This is a genomic window from Streptomyces sp. NPDC005962, assembly GCF_040629205.1.
Taxonomy (GTDB): Bacteria; Actinomycetota; Actinomycetes; order Streptomycetales; family Streptomycetaceae; genus Streptomyces.
On record NZ_JBEXVE010000008.1, the window covers coordinates 260,925 to 281,323 of the forward strand.

A 20,399-nucleotide genomic window follows, 5' to 3' on the forward strand; every position below is an offset into this window, starting at 1 on the left:
CACTCTAACCGGTGAGTCCATAGGGCTCGGGAGTACACCAGCGCTCGAAGGGGCGGTCGAGGTGGTAGCGGCCGTCAGAGCCCAGCAGCAGCATCCGCGTCTCGGCGTTGTCGGGGTTGGACAGTGACTCGAATTCGGCGACGCTCCAGTGCAGCCAGCGCATGCAGAACAGCCTCATGGTCAGCCCATGGGTGACCAGCAGGACGTTCGGCGGATGCGCCGGGTCCTCGAAGCTGCGCCACAGGCTCTCCAGGAACGCGTCCACCCGGTCGTAGACATCCGCCCCGGATTCGCCCTGCGCGAAGCGGTAGAAAAAGTGCCCATAGGCGTCGCGGTAGGCCTTCTGCTTCCGCACGTCCTCGCGGTCCTGCCAGTTTCCCCAGTCCTGCTCGCGCAGTCGCGGCTCCTCCCTGACCCGGGTGCGGGACGGGTCCAGGCCGAGCAGCTCCAAGGTCTGGTGGGTGCGCCGGTACGGCGACACATAGACCGAAACACGCTCCTCGGCGAAGGTGGCGCGCATCCGGACACCTGCCTCCTGGGCCTGCCGCCGCCCGGTGTCGGTCAGCTTCAGGGCGTGGTCGGGTACGCGTTCGTACACCGAGTCATCGGCATTCCCCTCCGATTCTCCGTGCCGTATGAGGATGATGCGCCGGGGTCGTGCCATGCCGCCCACCCTAGATCGGGCGCGCGGCGAGCGCTTCGCTCCCCTCTTCCACCACGCGACCCGCATGCGAGCGGGCAGTTGCCAGACAACCTGCAAACACAACCACAGTTGCATTACCCTCGGAGTGGCACAGGAAACCCGCTAAGGCAACAGGAGTCGCAGTTGTCGGAGAGTGCGGCCCACACCCCGGGCACCGTCCGCCCCGGCGGGCGCACCGCGCGCACCCGTGCCGCGGTCCGCGACGCCGTCCTCACCGGCCTCGCCGAGCACGGCTACCCGGGCCTGACAGTCGAGTACGTCGCCGAACACTCCGGCGTCCACAAGACAACGGTCTACCGGCGCTGGGGCAGCGTCGAGGGGCTGGTGGCCGACGCGCTCCAGCTCGCCGGGGAGGACTCCTGGAGGCCCCCCGACACCGGCAGCCTCGACGGTGATCTGCGGGCCCTGGCGCGCGAGGTGACCGGGACCTTCGGCGACGCACCGGCCGAGGCAGCGCCGACCGCCTTCGTCGCCGCCGCGTTTCACTCCCAGCGCGCGGCGGAGGCGCTCCGTGACTTCCATACCGAGCGGTTCGCCCGGTGCGAGTCCGTGGTGACGCGGGCCGTCGGCCGGGGTGAGGCGCCCGTCGGCACCGACGCCGCGGCGGTCGTCCGGGCCGTGTCCGCCCCGCTGTTCTTCCGGGCGCTGATCACCCGTGAACCCATCGATACACCGCTCGCCGACCAGTCGGCGGCAGCCGTCGCAGCCGCCGTCCGGGCCGGGGCCTATCTCCCGGCCGAGTGACGACCAAAGACGTGGCCAAGGCCGCCCGCCGGGCGCGGTCGCGCCTTCAGACCGTCCAGGCGGACTCGACACCCACCACGTCGCCGGCTATCGCGGCCACGTCCGCCTCCGTCTGGGCGCGCAGCCCCAGCCGCTCCACCCGCTCCACCCGGTATTTCCCGTGTTCGGCGGCCGAGTCCCACATCGACAGCACGAGGAACTCGTTCCCCGGCGCCTCGCCGAAAACTCCGCGCAGCATGCCCGGCGAACCGGCCATCGCCGGGTTCCACACCTTCTCCTGCACCAGCGTGAAGTGGTCCACCCGGTCCGCGTGCACCCGGCAGTGCGCGGCCCGCAGCACATCCGCGTCGTTGAACCGGGGCTGGAATCCGACCTTCACATCGAAGCGATGCTCGAAGAGCCGGACTTGCATGTTCCGGTACGTGCCGGTCTGCGCGGCCGCCAACCGGTTGTGCGACCGCGCCATGAAGGAGTCGTAGAACGCCCGGCTCTCCCAGAACGCGAAGATGTGCGCCACGTTCGGCCGTCCCCGGCTCCAGCCACCGCCCTGCCCCCGGAATCCCGGCTCACCGGGCATCCCCGCCCACTTCCGCTGCCCTCGCTCGAACCCCGGGCGGTCCACCACGGTGCAGCGAATCCACTTGACCAGCACCGCGCCATCCTACGGCCCCGACGGTGGCCCGCATCACACCGGAATCCGTCCACTCCGAGCCTCGGAGGTGGACCGGGCATGCCGCGACGGAGAGCGCGGCCTTCCTCCGCCAGGAGCCCAGGTCAGCGGCGCCTGCGCCCGGTCCCAGGTCCTGGCCCCGGAAGCCCCGCACCGGCCCCCGGCATTCCGGCGCCCGGGCCCGGAATCCTCATGCCCGGACCCGGCGCGTACACCGCCTGCAACTGCTGCCCTCCGGCAAGGGGCGCGTACCAGGCGCTTCCGTACAGGACGCTGCTGAGCCCGGACAACAGCCGTTGCACATCGGGTTCCGACCGCACCACCAGCCGCATGAACTGGCTGCTGCTGCCGAGCTTGTTGCCGCACTCTCGCACCAGCACGCCGTGTTCGGACAGCAGCCGGTCCCGCACCTGCACGCCGTTCGCTCCCTCCGGCAGTTTGACGAACACGAAGTTGCCCTGTGAGGGGAAGACGGTCATTCCCGGCAGACACGACAGCTGCGAAATCATCTCCTGCCGGTCGCGGGCGAGCATCCGCAGGCTCATCTCGTAGTCCTGCTGGTGGTCCTTGAGCATGAAGACGATGATCTCGGCGAAGGAATTGAGGTTCCACTTCGGCAGCCTGGAGCGGACCTTTCGGGCGAGCGAGGGGTTCGCCACCAGGTAGCCGAAGCGCACGCCGTGCAGGCCGAAGTTCTTTCCCAGGCTGCGCAGGACGACGACGTTCGGGCGCACCACCGCCTCGTCGACGACGCTCGGCCAGGGACCGGAATCAGGGTCGACGAATTCCAGGAAGGACTCGTCGATGACGACCAGGTCGAGGTCGGCGAGGGAGTCCATGAACGATATGACGGCGTCGCGGGAGAGGAGACCGCCGTCGGGGTTGTTGGGATTGCAGATGACGGCGGTGCGTGATCCCCGCTGCCGTATGAACGACACGAAGGCATCGGGATCGAGGGCGAAGCCGTGCCGCTCCGGCAGCCGGAACATGTCCACCCGCTTGCCGGTCTCATCCGGCTGGTCCGTCCACCGGCCGAAGGTGGGGATCGGCACGGCCAGGCTGTCCTTGACCAGCAAATGGTCGATCCAGGTGATGAGTTCCGTCGAGCCGTTGCCCATCGCCATGGTCTGTGGCTGGAGATCGAGCAGATGCGCCAGTTCGGCTGTGATCGTATCGGCGGAGCTGGGGTAATAGGTGAGAATGTCGCGCAGCATGGCCGACAGTTCGTCGAACATGCCGGGGGTGGGGAAGTAGGGATTGCAGGGGATACAGAAATCCACGATGTCCTGTCCGCCGCCTGACACTCCCGCGCGATTGAGCATGAAGTACGACGGACTGTGGTTGGTGCCCCGGAAAAGCTGTGCGGCATTACCCGTGTTGCCGATGGCGGCGACAGTCACAGCAAGACCTCCTCGGTCACATGGGCCGTGCTGGGCACGACGTTCGGCTCCGCTTGCACAGAGCGTCGCGCACGAGCCACCGCGAGTCGGGGCGTTGCCGAATTTCATGGTGCGTGTGAGAAGTCGAGTGACAGGAGTTACCAGAACCGCTACAGTCCCCCGCACGCAAGCGGGGCGCGGCCCGAAGGCCACGCCCCGCATCGTCGGTCACCCGCCAGGGCGGATGATCAGCTGCAGCCGCTGGTCGAGCCGCAGCCCTCGCACAGGTAGCAGCTGCCCGCGCGGCGCATCTTGGTGCCGCAGGAGAAGCACAGCGGCGCGTCGGCGTTCAGGCCCAGCTGGATCTCGACCAGCTCGGTCGAGCTGTGGGCCTCCTTCGGGGCGGACGTCTCGGACTGAGACGCGGCCGTGGTGGCCTTCGGGGCCTCCAGCCGACGCGGCGCCGACTGGGCCAGGCCCTCGACATCGACGTCGTCCTCGGAGTCCTCGGACGCCTCGTACGAACCGGTCTCCAGGTGACGCTGGCGCTCCTCGGCGGAGTGGATGCCGAGCGCCGACCGGGTCTCGAACGGCAGGAAGTCCAGCGCCAGCCGGCGGAAGATGTAGTCGACGATCGACTGGGCCATCCGCACGTCCGGGTCGTCCGTCATACCGGCCGGTTCGAAGCGCATGTTGGTGAACTTCGAGATGTACGTCTCCAGGGGCACCCCGTACTGGAGGCCGACCGAGACGGCGATGGAGAAGGCGTCCATCATGCCCGCGAGGGTCGAGCCCTGCTTGGACATCTTCAGGAAGACCTCACCGAGACCGTCGTCCGGGTAGGAGTTCGCCGTCATGTAGCCCTCGGCGCCGCCGACCGTGAAGGAGGTGGTGATGCCGGGACGGCCCTTGGGCAGGCGCTTGCGGACCGGGCGGTACTCGACGACCTTCTCGACCTCCGGCGCGGCCTGCTCGACGACCTTCTTCTCCTCCTTCTTCTTGGCGGAGAGCGGCTGGCCGACCTTGCAGTTGTCGCGGTAGATCGCCAGCGCCTTGAGGCCCAGCTTCCAGCCCTCGAAGTAGATCTCCTCGATCTCCTCGATGGTGGCCGTCTCCGACATGTTGACCGTCTTGGAGATCGCGCCGGACAGGAACGGCTGGGCAGCGGCCATCATCCGCACGTGGCCCATCGGCGAGATGGAGCGCTCGCCCATGGCGCAGTCGAAGACCTCGTAGTGCTCGGGCTTCAGCCCGGGCGCGTCGATCACATTGCCGTGCTCGGCGATGTGGGCGACGATCGCCTCGACCTGCTCCGGCTGGTAGCCGAGCCGCTTGAGCGCCTTGGGGACCGTGTTGTTCACGATCTGCATCGAGCCGCCGCCGACCAGCTTCTTGAACTTCACCAGGGCCAGGTCCGGCTCGACGCCCGTGGTGTCGCAGTCCATCATCAGGCCGATGGTGCCGGTGGGGGCGAGCACCGACGCCTGGGCGTTACGGAAGCCGCTCTTCTCGCCGAGGCGCAGCACGTCCTGCCATGCCTCGGTGGCCGCAGCCCAGACCGGGGAGTCCAGGTCGTCCACGCGCTTGGCGATGGCGTTGGCGTCCGAGTGCTGCTTCATGACGCGGTTGTGGGCGTCCGCGTTGCGGGCGTAGCCGTCGTACGGGCCGACGACGCCCGCCAGCTCGGCGGAGCGCTTGTACGAGGTGCCGGTCATCAGGGAGGTGATGGCTCCGGCCAGGGCCCGGCCGCCGTCGCTGTCGTAGGCGTGGCCGGTGGCCATCAGCAGGGCGCCGAGGTTGGCGTAGCCGATGCCCAGCTGGCGGAACGCGCGGGTCGTCTCGCCGATCTTCTCGGTCGGGAAGTCCGCGAAGCAGATGGAGATGTCCATCGCGGTGATGACCAGCTCGACGACCTTGGCGAAGCGCTCGGCGTCGAAGCGCTGGTTACCCGAGTCGTCGTCCTCAAGGAACTTCATGAGGTTGAGCGAGGCCAGGTTGCACGAGGAGTTGTCCAGGTGCATGTACTCGCTGCACGGGTTGGAGGCGGTGATCCGGCCCGACTCCGGCGAGGTGTGCCAGTGGTTGATCGTGTCGTCGTACTGAATGCCCGGGTCGGCGCAGGCCCAGGCCGCCTCGGCCATCTTGCGGAAGAGCGACTTGGCGTCGACCTCCTCGATGGCCTCACCGGTCATGCGGCTGCGCAGGCCGAACTGCGAGCCGGACTCCACGGCCTTCATGAACGTGTCGTTCACACGGACCGAGTTGTTGGCGTTCTGGTACTGGACGGACGTGATGTCGTCGCCGCCCAGATCCATGTCGAAGCCCGCGTCGCGCAGGGCGCGGACCTTCTCCTCTTCCTTGACCTTGGTCTCGATGAACGCCTCGACGTCCGGGTGGTCGACGTCGAGCACGACCATCTTGGCGGCCCGGCGGGTCGCACCGCCCGACTTGATCGTTCCGGCGGAGGCGTCGGCGCCGCGCATGAAGGAGACGGGACCGGAGGCGTTGCCGCCGGAGGAGAGCAGCTCCTTGGAGGAGCGGATGCGGGAGAGGTTCAGGCCGGCGCCGGAGCCGCCCTTGAAGATCATCCCCTCTTCCTTGTACCAGTCCAGGATCGACTCCATGGAGTCGTCCACGGAGAGGATGAAGCAGGCGCTGACCTGCTGCGGCTGCTTGGTGCCGACGTTGAACCACACGGGCGAGTTGAAGCTGAAGACCTGGTGCAGCAACGCGTACGTGAGCTCATGGTCGAAGATCTCGGCATCCGCGGGGGAAGCGAAGTAGCCGTTGACCTCGCCGGACTTGCGGTAGGTGCTCACCACCCGGTCGATGAGCTGCTTCAGGCTCGCCTCGCGTACCGGGGAGCCGACCGCGCCGCGGAAGTACTTGCTCGTGACGATATTGACCGCGTTGACCGACCAGAAGTCGGGGAACTCCACGCCGCGCTGCTCGAAGTTGACCGACCCGTCACGCCAGTTGGTCATGACGACGTCACGACGCTGCCAGACCACCTCGTCGTACGGGTGCACGCCAGGGGTGGTGTGAACGCGCTCGATACGCAGACCCTTGTTCTTGCTTCCCTTGGAGCGGGAGCCTCGTGCGGGGCCGCTCGTCGTCTCTGTCATTCCGCCTCCCTGTACGGGCGAAAACGCCCTGATGTGCCCATTTCTTCCCAGGCACGGTGTCTCTTGTCTTTCACCCGGAGGCGCGATGCGCCCCGGGCAGGTCTTCGGCCGCCGGTCAGTCGGCGACAGTGGGCGCGGGGCCCTCCGCGGCCCCGTCGGCGCCGGGCCCGCGGTCGTGCGCGGGAGGCCGTTGCTGGTCGCGCAGCTCCGCGACCGCGGCCTCGAAATCCTCGAGCGAGTCGAAGGCGCGGTAGACGGAGGCGAAGCGGAGGTAGGCGACGAGGTCGAGCTCCTGGAGCGGACCGAGTATGGCGAGCCCCACGTCATGGGTGGACAGCTCTGCGCTGCCGGTGGCCCGTACGGCCTCCTCCACGCGCTGGCCGAGCTTGGCGAGGGCGTCCTCGGTGACGGGACGGCCCTGACACGCCTTGCGGACCCCGGAGATGACCTTGTCGCGGCTGAAGGGCTCGGTGACCCCGCTCCGCTTGATCACCATCAGTGACGCGGTCTCCACGGTCGTGAAGCGGCGCGCACAGTCGGGGCACTGGCGGCGCCTGCGGATCGCGCAGCCGTCGTCCGCGGTCCGGCTGTCGACGACGCGGCTGTCGGGGTGCCTGCAGAAGGGGCAGTGCATGGCTCCGTACCCTCCCTCACCCTCAAGAACGGCGCATGACTGGCATGACTGATAAGCCCCGACCGACCGCGCAGGCCCGTCGAAGCGACCACAAGCATAGGCGAAGATCTCGGCAACGAATCACCAGGGACCACAAGCTGTGGGTGACTGACATCCATCAAACCACTAGATCTGGTGTCTAGCACCCAACCGCACCGGATGGCGTGTCATGGCTCGGGAGCAGGCACGAGACTACGCGAACCTCAGGGGTCCCGGATTCACGCGACCCGGAGTGCAAGACTGACGCCCGCCGCCGGACAGGGCCGAAGCCCGCCCGTCGGCCCGCTTCGGAACCGCCCTATACACCCAAGCCTGTGATCACGTCAGCTCATCTAGGATATTTCACTCGAACGTGTGTTTGGCGCAACCTTTCGAAAGCAACTACCGTTGTCCAACTAGGGAGAACATCTCGAGAGGGGCCGTCGTGACCACCACCGCAGAGAGCGCCGCTGTTACTGCCCAGGAGCGCTCCCAGAGTCGACTCGAACAGACGCACGCGCTGAATCAGACCCATGCGATCAACAACTCGAGCACGAACCCGGAGGGGGAGAAGGCGACCCGATCACTACCCGGGCGACCTCCAGGAATCCGGGCGGACAGCTCAGGACTGACCGACCGGCAGCGTCGCGTCATCGAGGTCATCCGAGACTCTGTGCAGCGGCGCGGCTACCCCCCGTCCATGCGGGAGATCGGCCAGGCGGTGGGCCTCTCCAGCACCTCGTCCGTCGCCCATCAGCTGATGGCCCTGGAGCGCAAGGGCTTCCTGCGGCGTGACCCCCACCGGCCCCGGGCGTACGAGGTCCGTGGCTCGGACCAGCCCAGCACCCAGCCGACGGACACCACCGGCAAGCCCGCCGCCTCCTACGTGCCGCTGGTCGGCCGGATCGCGGCCGGCGGGCCGATCCTCGCCGAGGAGTCGGTCGAGGACGTCTTCCCTCTCCCCCGCCAGCTGGTCGGCGACGGTGAGCTCTTCGTCCTGAAGGTGGTCGGCGACTCCATGATCGAGGCCGCCATCTGCGACGGGGACTGGGTCACGGTGCGCCGCCAGCCCGTCGCCGAGAACGGTGACATCGTCGCCGCGATGCTCGACGGAGAGGCGACGGTGAAGCGCTTCAAGCGCGAGGACGGCCACGTCTGGCTGCTCCCGCACAACGCCGCGTACCAGCCGATCCCCGGTGATGAGGCGACCATTCTGGGCAAGGTCGTCGCGGTGCTGCGGCGCGTCTGAGCCGACGGACCGAGGCACGCCCCCGGGCGTGCCCAACGACCGGGCCCCGGGACCACTGCGCCGGTTCCGGGGCCCTGCTGTATGCCCGCCCTCGCGCGCTACGCCCCGTCGGCCTTGGCCGCCGCGTCGATCGCGGCCAGGGAACGGCGCACCTGGTTGCGGTCGGTCGTGTACCAGAAGTCCGGCATGGTCTTGCGCAGGAACGAGCCGTAGCGGGCCCGCTCGACCCGCGGGTCCAGAACGGCGACGATGCCACGGTCCCCGGAGGCTCGCACGAGCCGACCCGCGCCCTGCGCCATCAACAGGGCGGCGTGCGTGGCCGCGACCGCCATGAAGCCATTGCCGCCGGCCTCCTCCACGGCCTTCTGCCGAGCGCTCATCAGCGGGTCGTCGGGGCGCGGGAAAGGCACCCGGTCCATGACCACCAACTGGCAGCTCGGGCCCGGCACATCCACGCCCTGCCACAGCGACAGCGTGCCGAACAGACAGGTCCTGGCATCGGCGGCGAAAGCCCGGATCAGCTCTCCGAGAGTCTCCTCGCCCTGGAGGAGGATGGGCACGTCGAGCCGTCCGCGCAGGTCTTCCGCGGCGGCCTGGGCGGCGCGCATGGACGAGAACAGCCCGAGTGTGCGCCCGCCCGCGGCCTCCACCAGCTCGGCCAGCTCATCCAGCATGTCGCTGCGGCTGCCCTCGCGGCCGGGCTGGGCGAGATGCTTGGCGACGTAGAGAATCCCCTGCTTCGCGTAGTCGAACGGCGAGCCGACATCGAGGCCCTGCCAGCGCGGAGCGGAATCCTCGCCGCCCTCGCCACCCTCGGGGTCCTGCGGGCTCTCGGGAGCGAGGCCGAGCGACGCGGCCACGCCGTTGAAGTCCCCGCCGATCTTGAGAGTGGCGGAGGTGAGGATCACCGAACGGTCCTCGAACAGCTTCTCGCGCAGCAGACCGGACACGGACAGCGGGGCGACGCGCAGCGAGGCACCAAAACGGTCGTGCCGCTCGTACCAGACCACGTCGAACTCGGAGCCCTCCACGATCCGCTCCGCCACTTGGTGGATGTTCTCCACCGCGCCCAGGGCCTGCTTGCGGACGGCATCCTCGTCCTGCACCGAGGCATCGCGGGTGGCGCCGAGCGCGGAGATCACCGTACGGGCCGCGTCACGCAACGCCATCAGCGCATATCCCAGGTCCTCGGGGACGGTCTCGAGGCGGCCGGGCAGAGCCAGCTCCATGATCCGCTCGAAAGTCTCCGACGCGGTCTGGAGAGCGTCGGCCGCCTTCTCGTTGACCAGCTTGGCGGCGCGCCGCACGGCCCGGTTGACCTGCCCGGGGGTGAGTTCGCCGCTGGCGACGCCGGTGACGCGGGAGACCAGCTCATGCGCCTCGTCGACGATCAGCACCTCGTGGCCGGGCAGAACCGGGGCGCCCTCGATGGCGTCGATGGCGAGCAGCGCGTGGTTGGTGACGACGACCTCGGCGAGCTTGGCGCGCTCGCGGGCGGCCTCGGCGAAGCACTCCGCGCCATAGGCGCACTTGGACGCGCCGAGGCATTCGCGGGAGGTGACCGACACCTGGGACCAGGCGCGGTCGGAGACGCCGGGCGTCAGGTCGTCGCGGTCGCCCGTCTCGGTCTCGTCGGACCAGTCACGCAGCCGCAGCAGGTCCTTGCCCAGCTTGCTGGTGGGCGCGGCCGCCTCGAAGGGGTCGAACAGCCCGGCCTCGTCGGCGTCCTCCTGCGGCACCCCTTCGTGGAGGCGGTGCAGGCACAGGTAGTTGGACCGCCCCTTGAGCATGGCGAACTCGGGGCGGCGGCGCAGCAGCGGATGCAGAGCGTCGACGGTACGCGGCAGATCGCGCTCGACGAGCTGGCGCTGCAGGGCGAGCGTCGCCGTGGCAACGACGACCCGCTCGCCGTGGGCGAGGGCGGGCACCAGATAGCCGAGCGACTTTCCGGTGCCGGTGCCGGCCTGGACCAGCAGATGGGAGCTGTCGTCGATCGCCTCGGCCACGGCTTCGGCCATGGCTGTCTGGCCAGGGCGTTCGGTGCCGCCGACGGAGGTGACGGCGGCGTGCAGCAGGTCTGCGAGCGGAGGCGAGGACGTGTCAGTCATAGGGCTGCCAGCCTACGCGGCGGCACCGACATCACTCCGGTCGACGGTCACATCACCCTCCGTGGAGGGAACGCGCGCCATCGGCGGAACCCGGACGGGCCGAGCGGTGTATCACAGGAAACGGCGGCGTTCGGAGGCCGTCGCGGATCACAGGGGGTCACGATGGCTCACAACAGGTGGCGCAGGGAGCGGTCGCGCAGCATCAGTGCCGCGCGTTTGCCGGGGAGGTCCACCTCGGCGGAGAAGCGGAAACCGGCGCCGAGGAAGGCCGCGACGGAGGGGGTGTTGCGCAGGTCGGGTTCGGCCACGACACGCGCGCAGGACGGGCGGTGTTGCAGCACGAGATCGGCCGCAGCGCGGAGCAGGGTCGTGCCGAGGCCTTGGCCACGGTCGCTGACGCGGCCGATGAGCAGGTGGATGCCGGTGTCGTGCGGCCGTGCCGGGTAGTGCCGGGCGAGCGGGTCGAGATCGGCGCGGTAGACCTCCCAGTAGCTCATCGGGACGCCGTCCAGCACCCCCAGGCAGGGCACGCTGCGGCCATCGCCGTCGAGCTGGCCGCCCAGGTGGCTCGCCGTGATGTCGTCCGGGCCGTCGAGTTCCCAGAAGGCGGCCACGGCCGGGTCGTTCATCCATCGGGCGATGAGCCGCAGATCGCGCCCGATGCGGACCGGGACGAGTTGGAAGGCACCCGCCGGGGTGCTGGTGGGGCCCCATTCGGCGATGCGGTCGAGCAGGTCGGGGCGAGTGTCGAACTCCGGGCCGGCCAGCTGGTTCCCGGAGATTCGGGCGGTGTCTTCTTCCCGGCGCATCCGCATGTCGATGGTGTCGTCGGTGCTGGAGTCGGAGTGCGGCACGGCGGCGCTCTCCTCTCATGGATCTCAAGACGCGCCGTGAGGGGCGTGCTCGGCGGGGTGGACGGACGTCATGCCGTGGAAGCGGCCGAAGTGACAAGGGGGTTGGCGATGGTGACATAGACGGACTGGGTGTCGACCGGACCCACGAGTTCGTCCAGGCCGCGCAGGCGGGTGAGCAGGTTGGCCTTGCAGCGCAGGGTGGGGGTCTCCAGGAGGCGGGCGGGCAGCCGTGAGCGGAGCTTGCCGGGGCCGGACGCGGCGTCGGCGAGGAAGCGGCGGAACGCGGCCAGCAGCACGCGCTCGTCGGCGAGCCGCTGTGCCCCGAACGCTCCGATCACGCCGAGGACGTTGTTGACGCCGAGGTAGTAGGCGAAGCGCTCATCGGTGACCTCGTCGGACACGAAGGTGTCGCTGTGCCCGCCGATCCCTGGCAACCGCCGCTGGAGATCGTCGTACCGGGACTCGCGGAAGTAGTAGCCCTGGTTGTCCCGGTAACGGCCCCCGACCGGCCAGCCGTCCGGGTCCAGCAGCACCAGGGTGTTCTGCTGGTGTGCCTCCAGGGCGATGCCCGCCTCTCCGTCCAGCCAGAGCACGGGGCGTACGACCGTGCGCAGGTAGCGCAGGAACCACTCGGCGCTGACGGCCGCCGAGGAGCGGCCGGTGCGGGCGGCGAGCCGGGCGATGAGGTGGGCCAGGCGTGAGCGCATGGCGGTCTGCCCCGGCCAGGGCCGGAGCGAGAGGAGCCCGGCGACGCAGACGGCGTCGTCGCCCGGGCCGAACGGGTTGTGCCGGATGACGACGTCGAGCCCGGTCAGGGCCTCGCCGTCCGGCCCGTCCACCGCGAGCCAGGCCGGGTCACGGACGATGTCGAAGCCGGGGAATCCGGGGAAGGCGGCCCGCCACTGCTCGGCCAGCCCGCTGCGCAGCAGCCGGTGCACCTCGACGCCACGGCGAAGCTCCTTGCGGAGGTTCTCACGACGGGAGTTGGTGATGCGCAGCCCGAGGGAGAGTTTGAGCATCGCGGGTGCGCCGGGCCGGTAGACGGTGCGGACCGAGGAGGTGGGGTGCCAGTGACCACCGGCCGGGCCGAGGTCGTGCAGCAGGCCCTCGTCGAACAGCGCGGCGGCGGCCGGGCGGTGCCGGATCTCGTGGGCCTGCCAGGGATGGAGTGGCAAGGGCACGGAGTCGGGGGGCAGTTGCAGACCACTGCCCGCGAGGGAGAGGGCCAGCCTCTCGGCCGGCACGGTTCTGCCGCGTTCGGTCCAGGCCGACTCGCAGGCGAGCACGGACCGGTCGACCGCGATCCAGTGCAGAGGAAAGGAGCCACGCGATTCCGGTGAGCAGACAGGTGACGCGGCGTCGGAGAGACCTTCGCGGCTCTTCGGCGTGGGATGAAGGGGGTGGCCGAGGAGGAGGGACTGTTCCGCGCTGAGGAAGGGGGTCCCCGCGCCGGGGTCGGCGGGCGCGGCCCGGCGGTGGGCGAGGAATTGGGCGGTGCGCCGTACGGAGTCCGCGACCCGGCCGATGAGTGCGGAGGCCTCCGCGTCGGCTTCGTCCTGCCGGGCCGCGTATGCCGCCTCCCGGGTGAGCAACGCCGCGAGGGCCACCGCGCCGACGTCGGGGGCGTCCCAGGGGCCGTGTTCCAGCACCGGCGCGCCGAAGCGGTGCCAGCCGGTGGCCGACCAGTAGTGCACGGGCACCTGGAGGGAGGTGCCGCTTGCGGCGAGGGGGATGCGCAGGATGTCCCTGTCCGGGGGCCCTGCGGCGGTCTCCCGTACCCAGCAGCGCAGCAGATTCTCGACCCCCGCGGCGTCGGCGGCGAGCTGCGGGTCGGGATGGTCGAGCGGGTCCTGCCCGGCGGTGGGAGCAGGGTCCTGTGGTGCGTCATGGCCACTGTGGTCCTGCCGCGGCACCGGGGTCGTCACGACGAGGCACGGCTCCGCAGGGGCTGCCGACGGTGCGAGTGCCGTGGGCCGGGGCGGCATGGCCGGGAACGGCGCGGGCTGGGGCGGTGCGGGCTGGGGCTGCGAGGGCGGGAGTCCGGGGGCCTCCCCTATGGCCAGGGCCGTGGGTGGCTGGGGCGCGGGCGACTCGGCGGCGGGGGCCTCGGCGGGCGGAGGCCCGGCCGGGGGGGCTGCCGACTCGGGCGGCAAGGCTGGGGGCAGAGGCGCTGCCGCCAGGTGCGGCATCGGCCGCCGTGGTTCCGTCAGTGCGGTCACGGGCGGGAACCCCGTCGCTTTCACCCCCGCCCCGGCGGCCCCTGGCGGGGCGGGGGGCACGGCGGGCATGGCGGGCGGTACCTCACCGCCGGTTCGGGGGTGCCCGGCGGCGGGGGTACGGGCCGTACGGTCGCTCATGGCACCGTCCTCCGGGTCCGGCTGGGGATACAGGGGGGCTCGCCCAGGGGGGTGCGGCATGGTGGGTGCGGCGCTCGCGTCACGGCCTTCACGCCGGAAGCCTGGCGCCTGCCTCCTTCGATGGTGCGGTGGTGGTGCGGTCTTACGGCCGTGGGGCGCGTCACCGGTGGCCTCCGGTGAAGGGCGGGACGCTGGGCGGGAGTTCACGGGCGGGGCGGTCGCCGAGAGCGTGGATCGCGGCGTCCAGGGCATCGGCGAGCCGGTCCAGCACGGCTTCGGCCTGCTCGTCGGTGATGATCAGCGGCGGAAGGAGGCGGATCACGGCGGAGTGGCGGCCGCCGAGTTCGACGATCAGGCCGCGGTGGAGGCACTCCCGCTGTACGGCGGCCGCCAGCGTCGGGGCGGCGGGCAGGGCGGCGGTGCCGGTGTCCGTCGAGTCGGCAGCACGGTAGGCAGCAGAGCCGTCCGCACCGGGGAGGGCACCGGAAACGGCACCGGTCGTCACGGCGGTATCGGCCGTAGTGGCAGGGCGCCCGAGGCCGGAGTCCGGGTCCGCCGGGTCGACCAGTTCGAGGCCGATCATGAGGCCGCGGCCGCGGACGTCCCCGATGTGGGGCCACCGCGCGGCGAGGGCGCGCAGCCTCGTCAGCATCCGCTCGCCGAGGACCGCTGCCCGCTGCGCGAGGTCGTTCTCGCGGACGTACGCGAGAGTGGCCGCGCCTGCCGCCATCGCCAGCTGGTTGCCCCGGAAGGTGCCCGCGTGGGCGCCGGGCCGCCAGACGTCCAGCTCCTCCCGGTAGACCACGACGGCCAGCGGCAAGCTGCCGCCGATGGCTTTCGACAGCACCATCACATCGGGCACCACGCCGCTGTGTCCGACCGCCCAGAAGGAACCGGTGCGCCCCACGCCGGTCTGCACTTCGTCCGCGATGAGCGGGATGCCGCGGGCCGCGGTGATCTCCCGCATCCGGCGCAGCCAGCCGTCCGGCGCGGGGATCACCCCGCCCTCGCCCTGTACCGGTTCGAGGATCATCCCGGCGGGGGCGCCCGCCCCGCTCTTCGGATCGTCGAGCAGTCGCTCGGTCCAGCGCGCCCCGAGTTCCGCGCCGTGCTCACCGCCCACCCCGAACGGGCAGCGGTAGTCGTAGGGGAAGGGCAACCGGGTCACGCTCACCGCGGGAGCACCGCCCGAGACGGCCAGCGCCCCGGCCGTCATCCCGTGGTAGGCCCCGGAGAAGGCCAGCACGCCGTCTCGCCCGGTGGCGGTCCGTACCAGCTTGAGTGCGGCTTCGACGGCGTCCGTGCCCGCGGGCCCGCAGAACTGCACCCGTGCGTGCGCGGCGAGTTCGGGCGGCAGCGTGGCGAACAGCTCGTCCGTGAAGGCGTCCTTGACCGGTGTGGCCAGGTCCAGGATCTGGAGCGGGGCTCCCGAGTCCAGGACGGCGCGGATCGCCTCCAGCACCACCGGATGGTTGTGCCCGAGCGCCAGCGCCCCGGCTCCGGAGAGGCAGTCGAGGTAGCGGCGGCCGTCGGCTCCCTCGATCGTCAGCCCGCGGGCGCGCACCGGGACGATGGGCAGCGCCCGGGCGTAGGTGCGGGCGGCCGACTCCCGCAGCGACTGGCGCCGCAGGATGGCCGGGGCGTCCTCGCCGGACCCGTCGCCGTCCGGCACGACCGGCGGCGAAGGGTCCGGCATCATCGGCGGGAGCTGGGTCATGGCCACGGCTCGCGGTCCTCTCGCTGCTGAACACCCTCCGGCTGTCCCCCGTACGTACCAACGACGGGTCAGGCCGGGGATCACGGGCTGGCCGAAGATCCTTGCCGCCGGGAACCAAGGACCCGCCTATAGCCGTCGTAGGCGACACCGGCATAGTGGGGGATCGCCCCGCCGTCGGGGGGAGCATGACAAATCCAGACAGGCCGTGAGCAGTCAGGCCATGAAGCAGTTCAGAACATCAGGGGGAGTTCCGCCCATGCCTTTCAAACGCCGGCCCGCGCTCGCCACCGCGGCCGTCGCCGCCGTGCTGGCGCTCACCGCCACCGCGTGCGGATCGTCGGACGAACCGGCCGACGCCAAAGCGTCCGCATCGTCGGCCCAGCAAGGCGCGGAGGACATCAAGCTGCCCGACAATCTCAACGACAAGCTGAAGAACCTCGGCGTCGATCTGGACGAGTGGAAGAACGGCGCCTGGAACAAGTGGGACCGGGACGACTGGCTCCGCGAGGCGGGCGACTTCATCAACCCGATCATCAAGGGGCTGTGGAAGCCGGACCGGATGCGGGACGCCCAGGAGCCGGACGAGCAGGTCGACGACAGTGACATCGCGGACGACCAAGGCGTGACCGATCCCGATCCGCAGCCGGTGAAGGCCAACGAGGTCGACAGCCCGTACAGCTCCCGCGTCCCCTACGCGGGCAAGGTCTTCTTCGACGGCCCCGAGGGGTCGATGGTCTGCTCCGCGACCGTGGTCGAGGACCCCGCCCACCCCGGCAAGTCCAACATGGTCTGGACTGCGGGCCACTGCGTCCACGCGGGCAAGGGCGGCGGCTGGTACAAGAACCTGATGTTCGTCCCCTCGTACAACGACTCCGGCAAGTCGGCGGCCGAGCTGGAGAACGCCACCCGGGAAGAGCTCGCCCCCAAGGGTGTCTGGTGGGCCGACTGGGCGCAGACCTCCTCCCAGTGGATCGACAGCGGCGCGGCCACCGGCGGCAAGGGCGCACCGTACGACTTCGCGGTCATGCATGTGAAGCCTGAGGTCAGCGGCGGCAAGTCGCTGGAGGAGACGGTCGGCGGCGCGCTGCCGGTCGACTTCAACGCACCGGCCGTGAAGTCCATCGACGAGATCACGGCCACCGGCTACCCTGCGGCCCCGCCGTTCGACGGCCAGAAGATGAACCAGTGCGCCGACCAGCCGGGCAGGCTGTCGCTGGACGCCAAGCAGCCGACCATGTACCGCATCGGCTGCACGATGACCGCCGGTTCGTCCGGCGGCGGCTGGGTCGCGAACAGTGCGGACGGCAAGCCCGCGCTGGTGTCGAACACCTCGATAGGCCCGTCCGACGCCTCCTGGCTGGCGGGCCCGCACTTGGGTCCCGAGGCCAAGGGCGTCTACAACGCGGTCAGCAAGAAGTTCACGGGGCAGTAGTCCCGCGGTCAGTTACGGCGAAGGCCCGCCCCCGATTCCGGGGGCGGGCCTTCGCCGTAACCGTGAGCCGTGAGCGTGAGCCGTTTCGGCCGGGTTCTACTGGTTCGTGGCTGCCGCGGCCGGTACGAACCGCCGCAGCTCGGCTGCCAGCTCCTCGTGCACCCGCGCCTTGAGCAGCGTGCCCTCCGGGGTGTGCTCCTCGGAGATCACCTCACCGTCGGCGTGCGCACGCGAGACCAGCTTGCCCTCGGTGTACGGCACCAGTGCCTCGATCTCGACCTGCGGCCGGGGCAGTTCGTCATCGATCACCGCGAGCAGTTCCTCGATGCCCTGCCCGGAGCGCGCCGAGACGGCCATCGCGCGCCGCTCCATGCGCAGCAGCCGCTGCAGCACGAGCGGATCGGCCTTGTCCGCCTTGTTGATGATCACGATCTCGGGCACGTCGACCGCGCCCACGTCACGGATCACCTCGCGCACCGCGGCCAGCTGCTCCTCCGGCGCCGGATGCGAGCCGTCCACCACATGGAGGATCAGATCGGCGTCGCCGACCTCCTCCATGGTGGAACGGAACGCCTCGACCAGGTGGTGCGGCAGATGGCGGACGAAACCGACCGTGTCCGCCAGCGTGTACAGCCGCCCGCTGGGGGTCTCGGCCCGGCGCACGGTCGGGTCCAGGGTGGCGAACAGCGCGTTCTCCACCAGCACGCCCGCCCCGGTGAGCCGGTTGAGCAGCGAGGACTTACCCGCGTTGGTGTACCCGGCGATGGCGACCGAGGGGACCTTGTGGCGCTTGCGCTCCTGCCGCTTGATGTCGCGGCCGGTCTTCATCTCGGCGATCTCGCGGCGCATCTTCGCCATCTTCTCGCGGATGCGGCGCCGGTCCGTCTCGATCTTGGTCTCACCGGGACCACGGGTGGCCATACCGCCGCCCGACGATCCGGAACCACCGCCACCCATCTGCCGGGACAGCGACTGACCCCAGCCACGCAGCCGCGGCAGCATGTACTGCATCTGGGCGAGCGAGACCTGCGCCTTACCTTCGCGGGACTTGGCGTGCTGGGCGAAGATGTCGAGGATCAGGGCGGTGCGGTCGACCACCTTGACCTTGACGACGTCCTCCAGATGGATCAGCTGGCCGGGGCTCAGCTCACCGTCGCACACCACGGTGTCGGCACCGGACTCGATCACGATGTCGCGCAGTTCCTCGGCCTTGCCGGAGCCGATGTACGTCGCCGGGTCGGGCTTGGTGCGGCGCTGGATGAGGCCGTCGAGCACCAAGGCGCCCGCGGTCTCGGCGAGTGCGGCCAGCTCCGCCAGGGAGTTGTCCGCCTCCTGCGCCGTACCCGACGTCCAGACGCCGACCAGCACCACGCGCTCCAGGCGCAGCTGCCGGTACTCGACCTCGGTGACATCCTCGAGCTCGGTGGAGAGCCCCGCCACACGCCGCAGCGCGGCACGCTCGGAGCGGTCGTACTGGTCGCCGTCACGCTCCCCGTCGATCTCGTGACTCCAGGCGACGTCCTCTTCCATCAGGGCGTCGGCCCGAAGGCTCTCGGCGAGGCGCTGCCGGTCCTGCGGAAGGGAAGAGGAGTGGGTCAAAGGAATCCTTACGTCGAGGGACATCGTCACTGTCGTCAACGCACGACGGGCCCGGGGGATTCCCCACCGTTCCGGCGGCGCCGACCCCTCGATGGTCGCACGCGGCGGCGGGGCCGTCACCCGGGTTTCACGGTACGGCGCGCCGCCGGACCGTGCGGGGCGGAGCGGGCCACGGGCTTGGCACCCTTCTTCACATCCGGCTTCGCTCCCGGCTCGGCACCGGGCTTCGCGACCGGCTTCACGCCCTGCTTCGTGCCCTGCTTCGCGCCGGGCTTCGCGTCCGGCTTCGGGGCGGGCTTCCAGTCGGGGTGCCCGGGCATCTTCGGCGTCTTCTCCCCGTACAGCCAGGGGTGCAGGAACCCGTTCAGGTCCCGGCCCGCCACCTCCGAGGCGAGCCGGACGAAGTCGGCGGTCGAGGCCACGCCGTCACGGTGGCGGACCACCCACTCCCGCTCCAGCCGCTCGAAGTCCGCCCGGCCGATCCGCTGCCGCAGCGCGTACAGGATCAGAGCGCTGCCGTCGTAGACGATCGGCCGGAACAGCCCGATCTGCTTGCCCGGTTCGGCGGGCCTGGGTGCGGCCGGTGGCCCTCCGGCGGCGCGCCAGGCGTCGGACTGCTCGTAGGCCAGCCGCATCCGGCGCTCCAGGCTCGCCTTGCCGTACTGCTCCGCGTAGAGGGCCTCGTACCAGGTGGCGTGGCCTTCGTTGAGCCACAGATCGGACCAGCGGCGCGGGCTGACGCTGTCGCCGAACCACTGGTGCGCCAGTTCGTGCAGCATGATCGACTCCACGTACCACCGCGGGAAGTCGTCGTCGGTGAAGAGACCGCGTTCGAAGAGCGAGAGCGTCTGGGTCTCCAGCTCGAAGCCCGTGGTGGCCCGGGAGATCAGCACGCCGTAGTCCTCGAACGGGTACGGTCCGACCCTCTTCTCCATCCAGGTCAGCTGCCCCGGAGTGCGTGCGAGCCACTTCGCGAGCTTCTTACGGTCCGCGGCGGGCACCACGTCGCGCACCGGCAGCCCGTGCGGACCGGTGCGGCGGAGCACGGCGGAACGGCCGATGGAGACCTGCGCCAGCTCGGTGGCCATGGGGTGGGCGAGGCGGTACGTCCAGGTGGTGCGCGCCCCCTGGTGCACGCGCCCGGCCCGAAGGCCGCCCGCGACGACCGTGAGGTTCTTCGGCGCGGTGATCCGGAAGGTGAAGCGCGCCTTGTCGGACGGATGATCGTTGCACGGAAAGACCCGGTGGGCGGCGTCGGCCTGGTTGGCCATGGCCAGCCCGTCCCGGGTGCGGACCCAGCCACCGCCCGTGCCGTCCCCCGGGTCACTGGTGTGCCGGACGGTGACCCGGAACCCGGCGCCCCGCTCGATCCTGGTGTGCGGGGTGATGACCAGGTCCTCGCCCGCGGTGACGAACGCGGCGGGCGCGCCGTCGACCCGGACGGAGCGCACGGTGCCCTGGGTGAAGTCCAGGTTGAGGGTGCGCAATCCGGTGGTGGCACGGGCGTCGATGGTGGTCACGGCAGACAGCGGCCGGTCCGCGCGGCGGTAGTCCAGGGCGATGTCGTACGCCGTGACGTCGTAGCCGGGGTTGCCGAGCCGCGGGTAGAGCGGGTCGCCGATGCCGAGCGGCCGCGGGCCCGTGGCGCCCACCGGCACGGCGGCGGAGGACGGGCCGACCGAGGCGAGAACGGCGGCCAGGGCGACGGCCACGAGGGCGGTCCTGCGGCGCCCCGTCCGCACCAGCGGAAGGGGGCCGGGGCGGGGGACCGGAGAATGCGTCATGCCTTACGGCTACCAGCGCCCGGGCG

At 70.5% G+C, this 20,399-nt stretch carries 13 protein-coding genes and 1 pseudogene; 3 read left to right on the forward strand and 11 right to left on the reverse strand.

The window, feature by feature from the left end; translation table 11 throughout:
* Nucleotides 1–4 precede the first annotated feature (4 nt).
* On the reverse strand, nucleotides 5–664 hold the full coding sequence (locus ABZ370_RS16520; protein WP_358620793.1) for a histidine phosphatase family protein: 660 nt from the start codon (nucleotides 662–664) through the stop codon (nucleotides 5–7).
* A 162-nt stretch (nucleotides 665–826) separates the two neighbouring features.
* Here ABZ370_RS16520 and ABZ370_RS16525 point away from each other — a divergent pair, with 162 nt between their 5' ends.
* Nucleotides 827–1,447: a TetR/AcrR family transcriptional regulator gene (locus ABZ370_RS16525; protein ID WP_358620796.1), complete on the forward strand. Its 621-nt coding sequence runs from the start codon at nucleotides 827–829 to the stop codon at nucleotides 1,445–1,447.
* Between the two features lie 46 nt (nucleotides 1,448–1,493).
* On the opposite strand, the gene ABZ370_RS16530 is transcribed toward ABZ370_RS16525, so the two are convergent.
* The 4 genes and pseudogenes from ABZ370_RS16530 to nrdR all read right to left on the reverse strand — a co-directional run bounded on the left by ABZ370_RS16530 (nucleotide 1,494) and on the right by nrdR (nucleotide 7,255).
* Complete coding sequence (locus ABZ370_RS16530) at nucleotides 1,494–2,099, reverse strand: YdbC family protein (RefSeq protein ID WP_358620798.1); 606 nt, start codon at nucleotides 2,097–2,099, stop codon at nucleotides 1,494–1,496.
* A 275-nt stretch (nucleotides 2,100–2,374) separates the two neighbouring features.
* Nucleotides 2,375–3,439, reverse strand: a pseudogene (locus ABZ370_RS16535) (histidinol-phosphate transaminase); the annotation flags it as partial.
* A 305-nt stretch (nucleotides 3,440–3,744) separates the two neighbouring features.
* A complete protein-coding gene (locus ABZ370_RS16540) occupies nucleotides 3,745–6,621 on the reverse strand; it encodes a vitamin B12-dependent ribonucleotide reductase (RefSeq protein WP_358620800.1) in 2,877 nt (958 codons plus the stop codon).
* 115 nt (nucleotides 6,622–6,736) lie between these two features.
* Nucleotides 6,737–7,255: a transcriptional regulator NrdR gene (gene nrdR / locus ABZ370_RS16545; protein WP_358620803.1), complete on the reverse strand. Its 519-nt coding sequence runs from the start codon at nucleotides 7,253–7,255 to the stop codon at nucleotides 6,737–6,739.
* 463 nt (nucleotides 7,256–7,718) lie between these two features.
* On the opposite strand from nrdR, the gene lexA reads away from it, so the two are divergent.
* Nucleotides 7,719–8,522, forward strand: a complete 804-nt coding sequence (lexA, locus tag ABZ370_RS16550) for a transcriptional repressor LexA (protein ID WP_358620805.1) — start codon at nucleotides 7,719–7,721, stop codon at nucleotides 8,520–8,522.
* A 98-nt stretch (nucleotides 8,523–8,620) separates the two neighbouring features.
* On the opposite strand, the gene ABZ370_RS16555 is transcribed toward lexA, so the two are convergent.
* The 4 genes from ABZ370_RS16555 to ABZ370_RS16570 form a co-directional block, all read right to left on the reverse strand.
* Entirely contained in the window at nucleotides 8,621–10,630 is a 2,010-nt protein-coding gene (locus ABZ370_RS16555) for an ATP-dependent DNA helicase (RefSeq protein ID WP_358620807.1), read from the reverse strand.
* A 167-nt stretch (nucleotides 10,631–10,797) separates the two neighbouring features.
* The gene (locus ABZ370_RS16560; RefSeq protein ID WP_358620810.1) at nucleotides 10,798–11,484 is read right to left on the reverse strand and encodes a GNAT family N-acetyltransferase; all 687 of its coding nucleotides are present in this window, start codon (nucleotides 11,482–11,484) and stop codon (nucleotides 10,798–10,800) included.
* Nucleotides 11,485–11,552: 68 nt separating this feature from the next.
* On the reverse strand, nucleotides 11,553–13,409 hold the full coding sequence (locus ABZ370_RS16565; RefSeq protein WP_358620813.1) for an IucA/IucC family protein: 1,857 nt from the start codon (nucleotides 13,407–13,409) through the stop codon (nucleotides 11,553–11,555).
* A gap of 592 nt (nucleotides 13,410–14,001) precedes the next feature.
* Complete coding sequence (locus ABZ370_RS16570) at nucleotides 14,002–15,564, reverse strand: diaminobutyrate--2-oxoglutarate transaminase family protein (RefSeq protein WP_358620816.1); 1,563 nt, start codon at nucleotides 15,562–15,564, stop codon at nucleotides 14,002–14,004.
* Between the two features lie 250 nt (nucleotides 15,565–15,814).
* Here ABZ370_RS16570 and ABZ370_RS16575 point away from each other — a divergent pair, with 250 nt between their 5' ends.
* Nucleotides 15,815–16,990 (forward strand): hypothetical protein, encoded by a 1,176-nt coding sequence (locus ABZ370_RS16575; RefSeq protein ID WP_358620818.1) that lies wholly within the window; start codon nucleotides 15,815–15,817, stop codon nucleotides 16,988–16,990.
* A 96-nt stretch (nucleotides 16,991–17,086) separates the two neighbouring features.
* Here the strand turns inward: ABZ370_RS16575 and hflX are convergent, their stop codons facing one another.
* Both hflX and ABZ370_RS16585 read right to left on the reverse strand, forming a co-directional pair.
* A complete protein-coding gene (hflX, locus tag ABZ370_RS16580) occupies nucleotides 17,087–18,589 on the reverse strand; it encodes a GTPase HflX (RefSeq protein WP_358620820.1) in 1,503 nt (500 codons plus the stop codon).
* 116 nt (nucleotides 18,590–18,705) lie between these two features.
* Nucleotides 18,706–20,373, reverse strand: coding sequence for a M1 family metallopeptidase (locus ABZ370_RS16585; protein ID WP_358620823.1), 1,668 nt, complete (start codon nucleotides 20,371–20,373; stop codon nucleotides 18,706–18,708).
* Between the last annotated feature and the right edge of the window lie 26 nt (nucleotides 20,374–20,399).

Bases quoted from the DNA above. Each gene is read 5' to 3' on its own strand.
- ABZ370_RS16520 (WP_358620793.1), bottom strand. From the start codon at position 664: ATGGCACGACCCCGGCGCATCATCCTCATACGGCACGGAGAATCGGAG.
- ABZ370_RS16540 (WP_358620800.1), bottom strand. From the start codon at position 6,621: ATGACAGAGACGACGAGCGGCCCCGCACGAGGCTCCCGCTCCAAGGGA.
- nrdR (WP_358620803.1), bottom strand. From the start codon at position 7,255: ATGCACTGCCCCTTCTGCAGGCACCCCGACAGCCGCGTCGTCGACAGC.
- ABZ370_RS16555 (WP_358620807.1), bottom strand. From the start codon at position 10,630: ATGACTGACACGTCCTCGCCTCCGCTCGCAGACCTGCTGCACGCCGCC.
- ABZ370_RS16575 (WP_358620818.1), top strand. From the start codon at position 15,815: ATGCCTTTCAAACGCCGGCCCGCGCTCGCCACCGCGGCCGTCGCCGCC.
- ABZ370_RS16585 (WP_358620823.1), bottom strand. From the start codon at position 20,373: ATGACGCATTCTCCGGTCCCCCGCCCCGGCCCCCTTCCGCTGGTGCGG.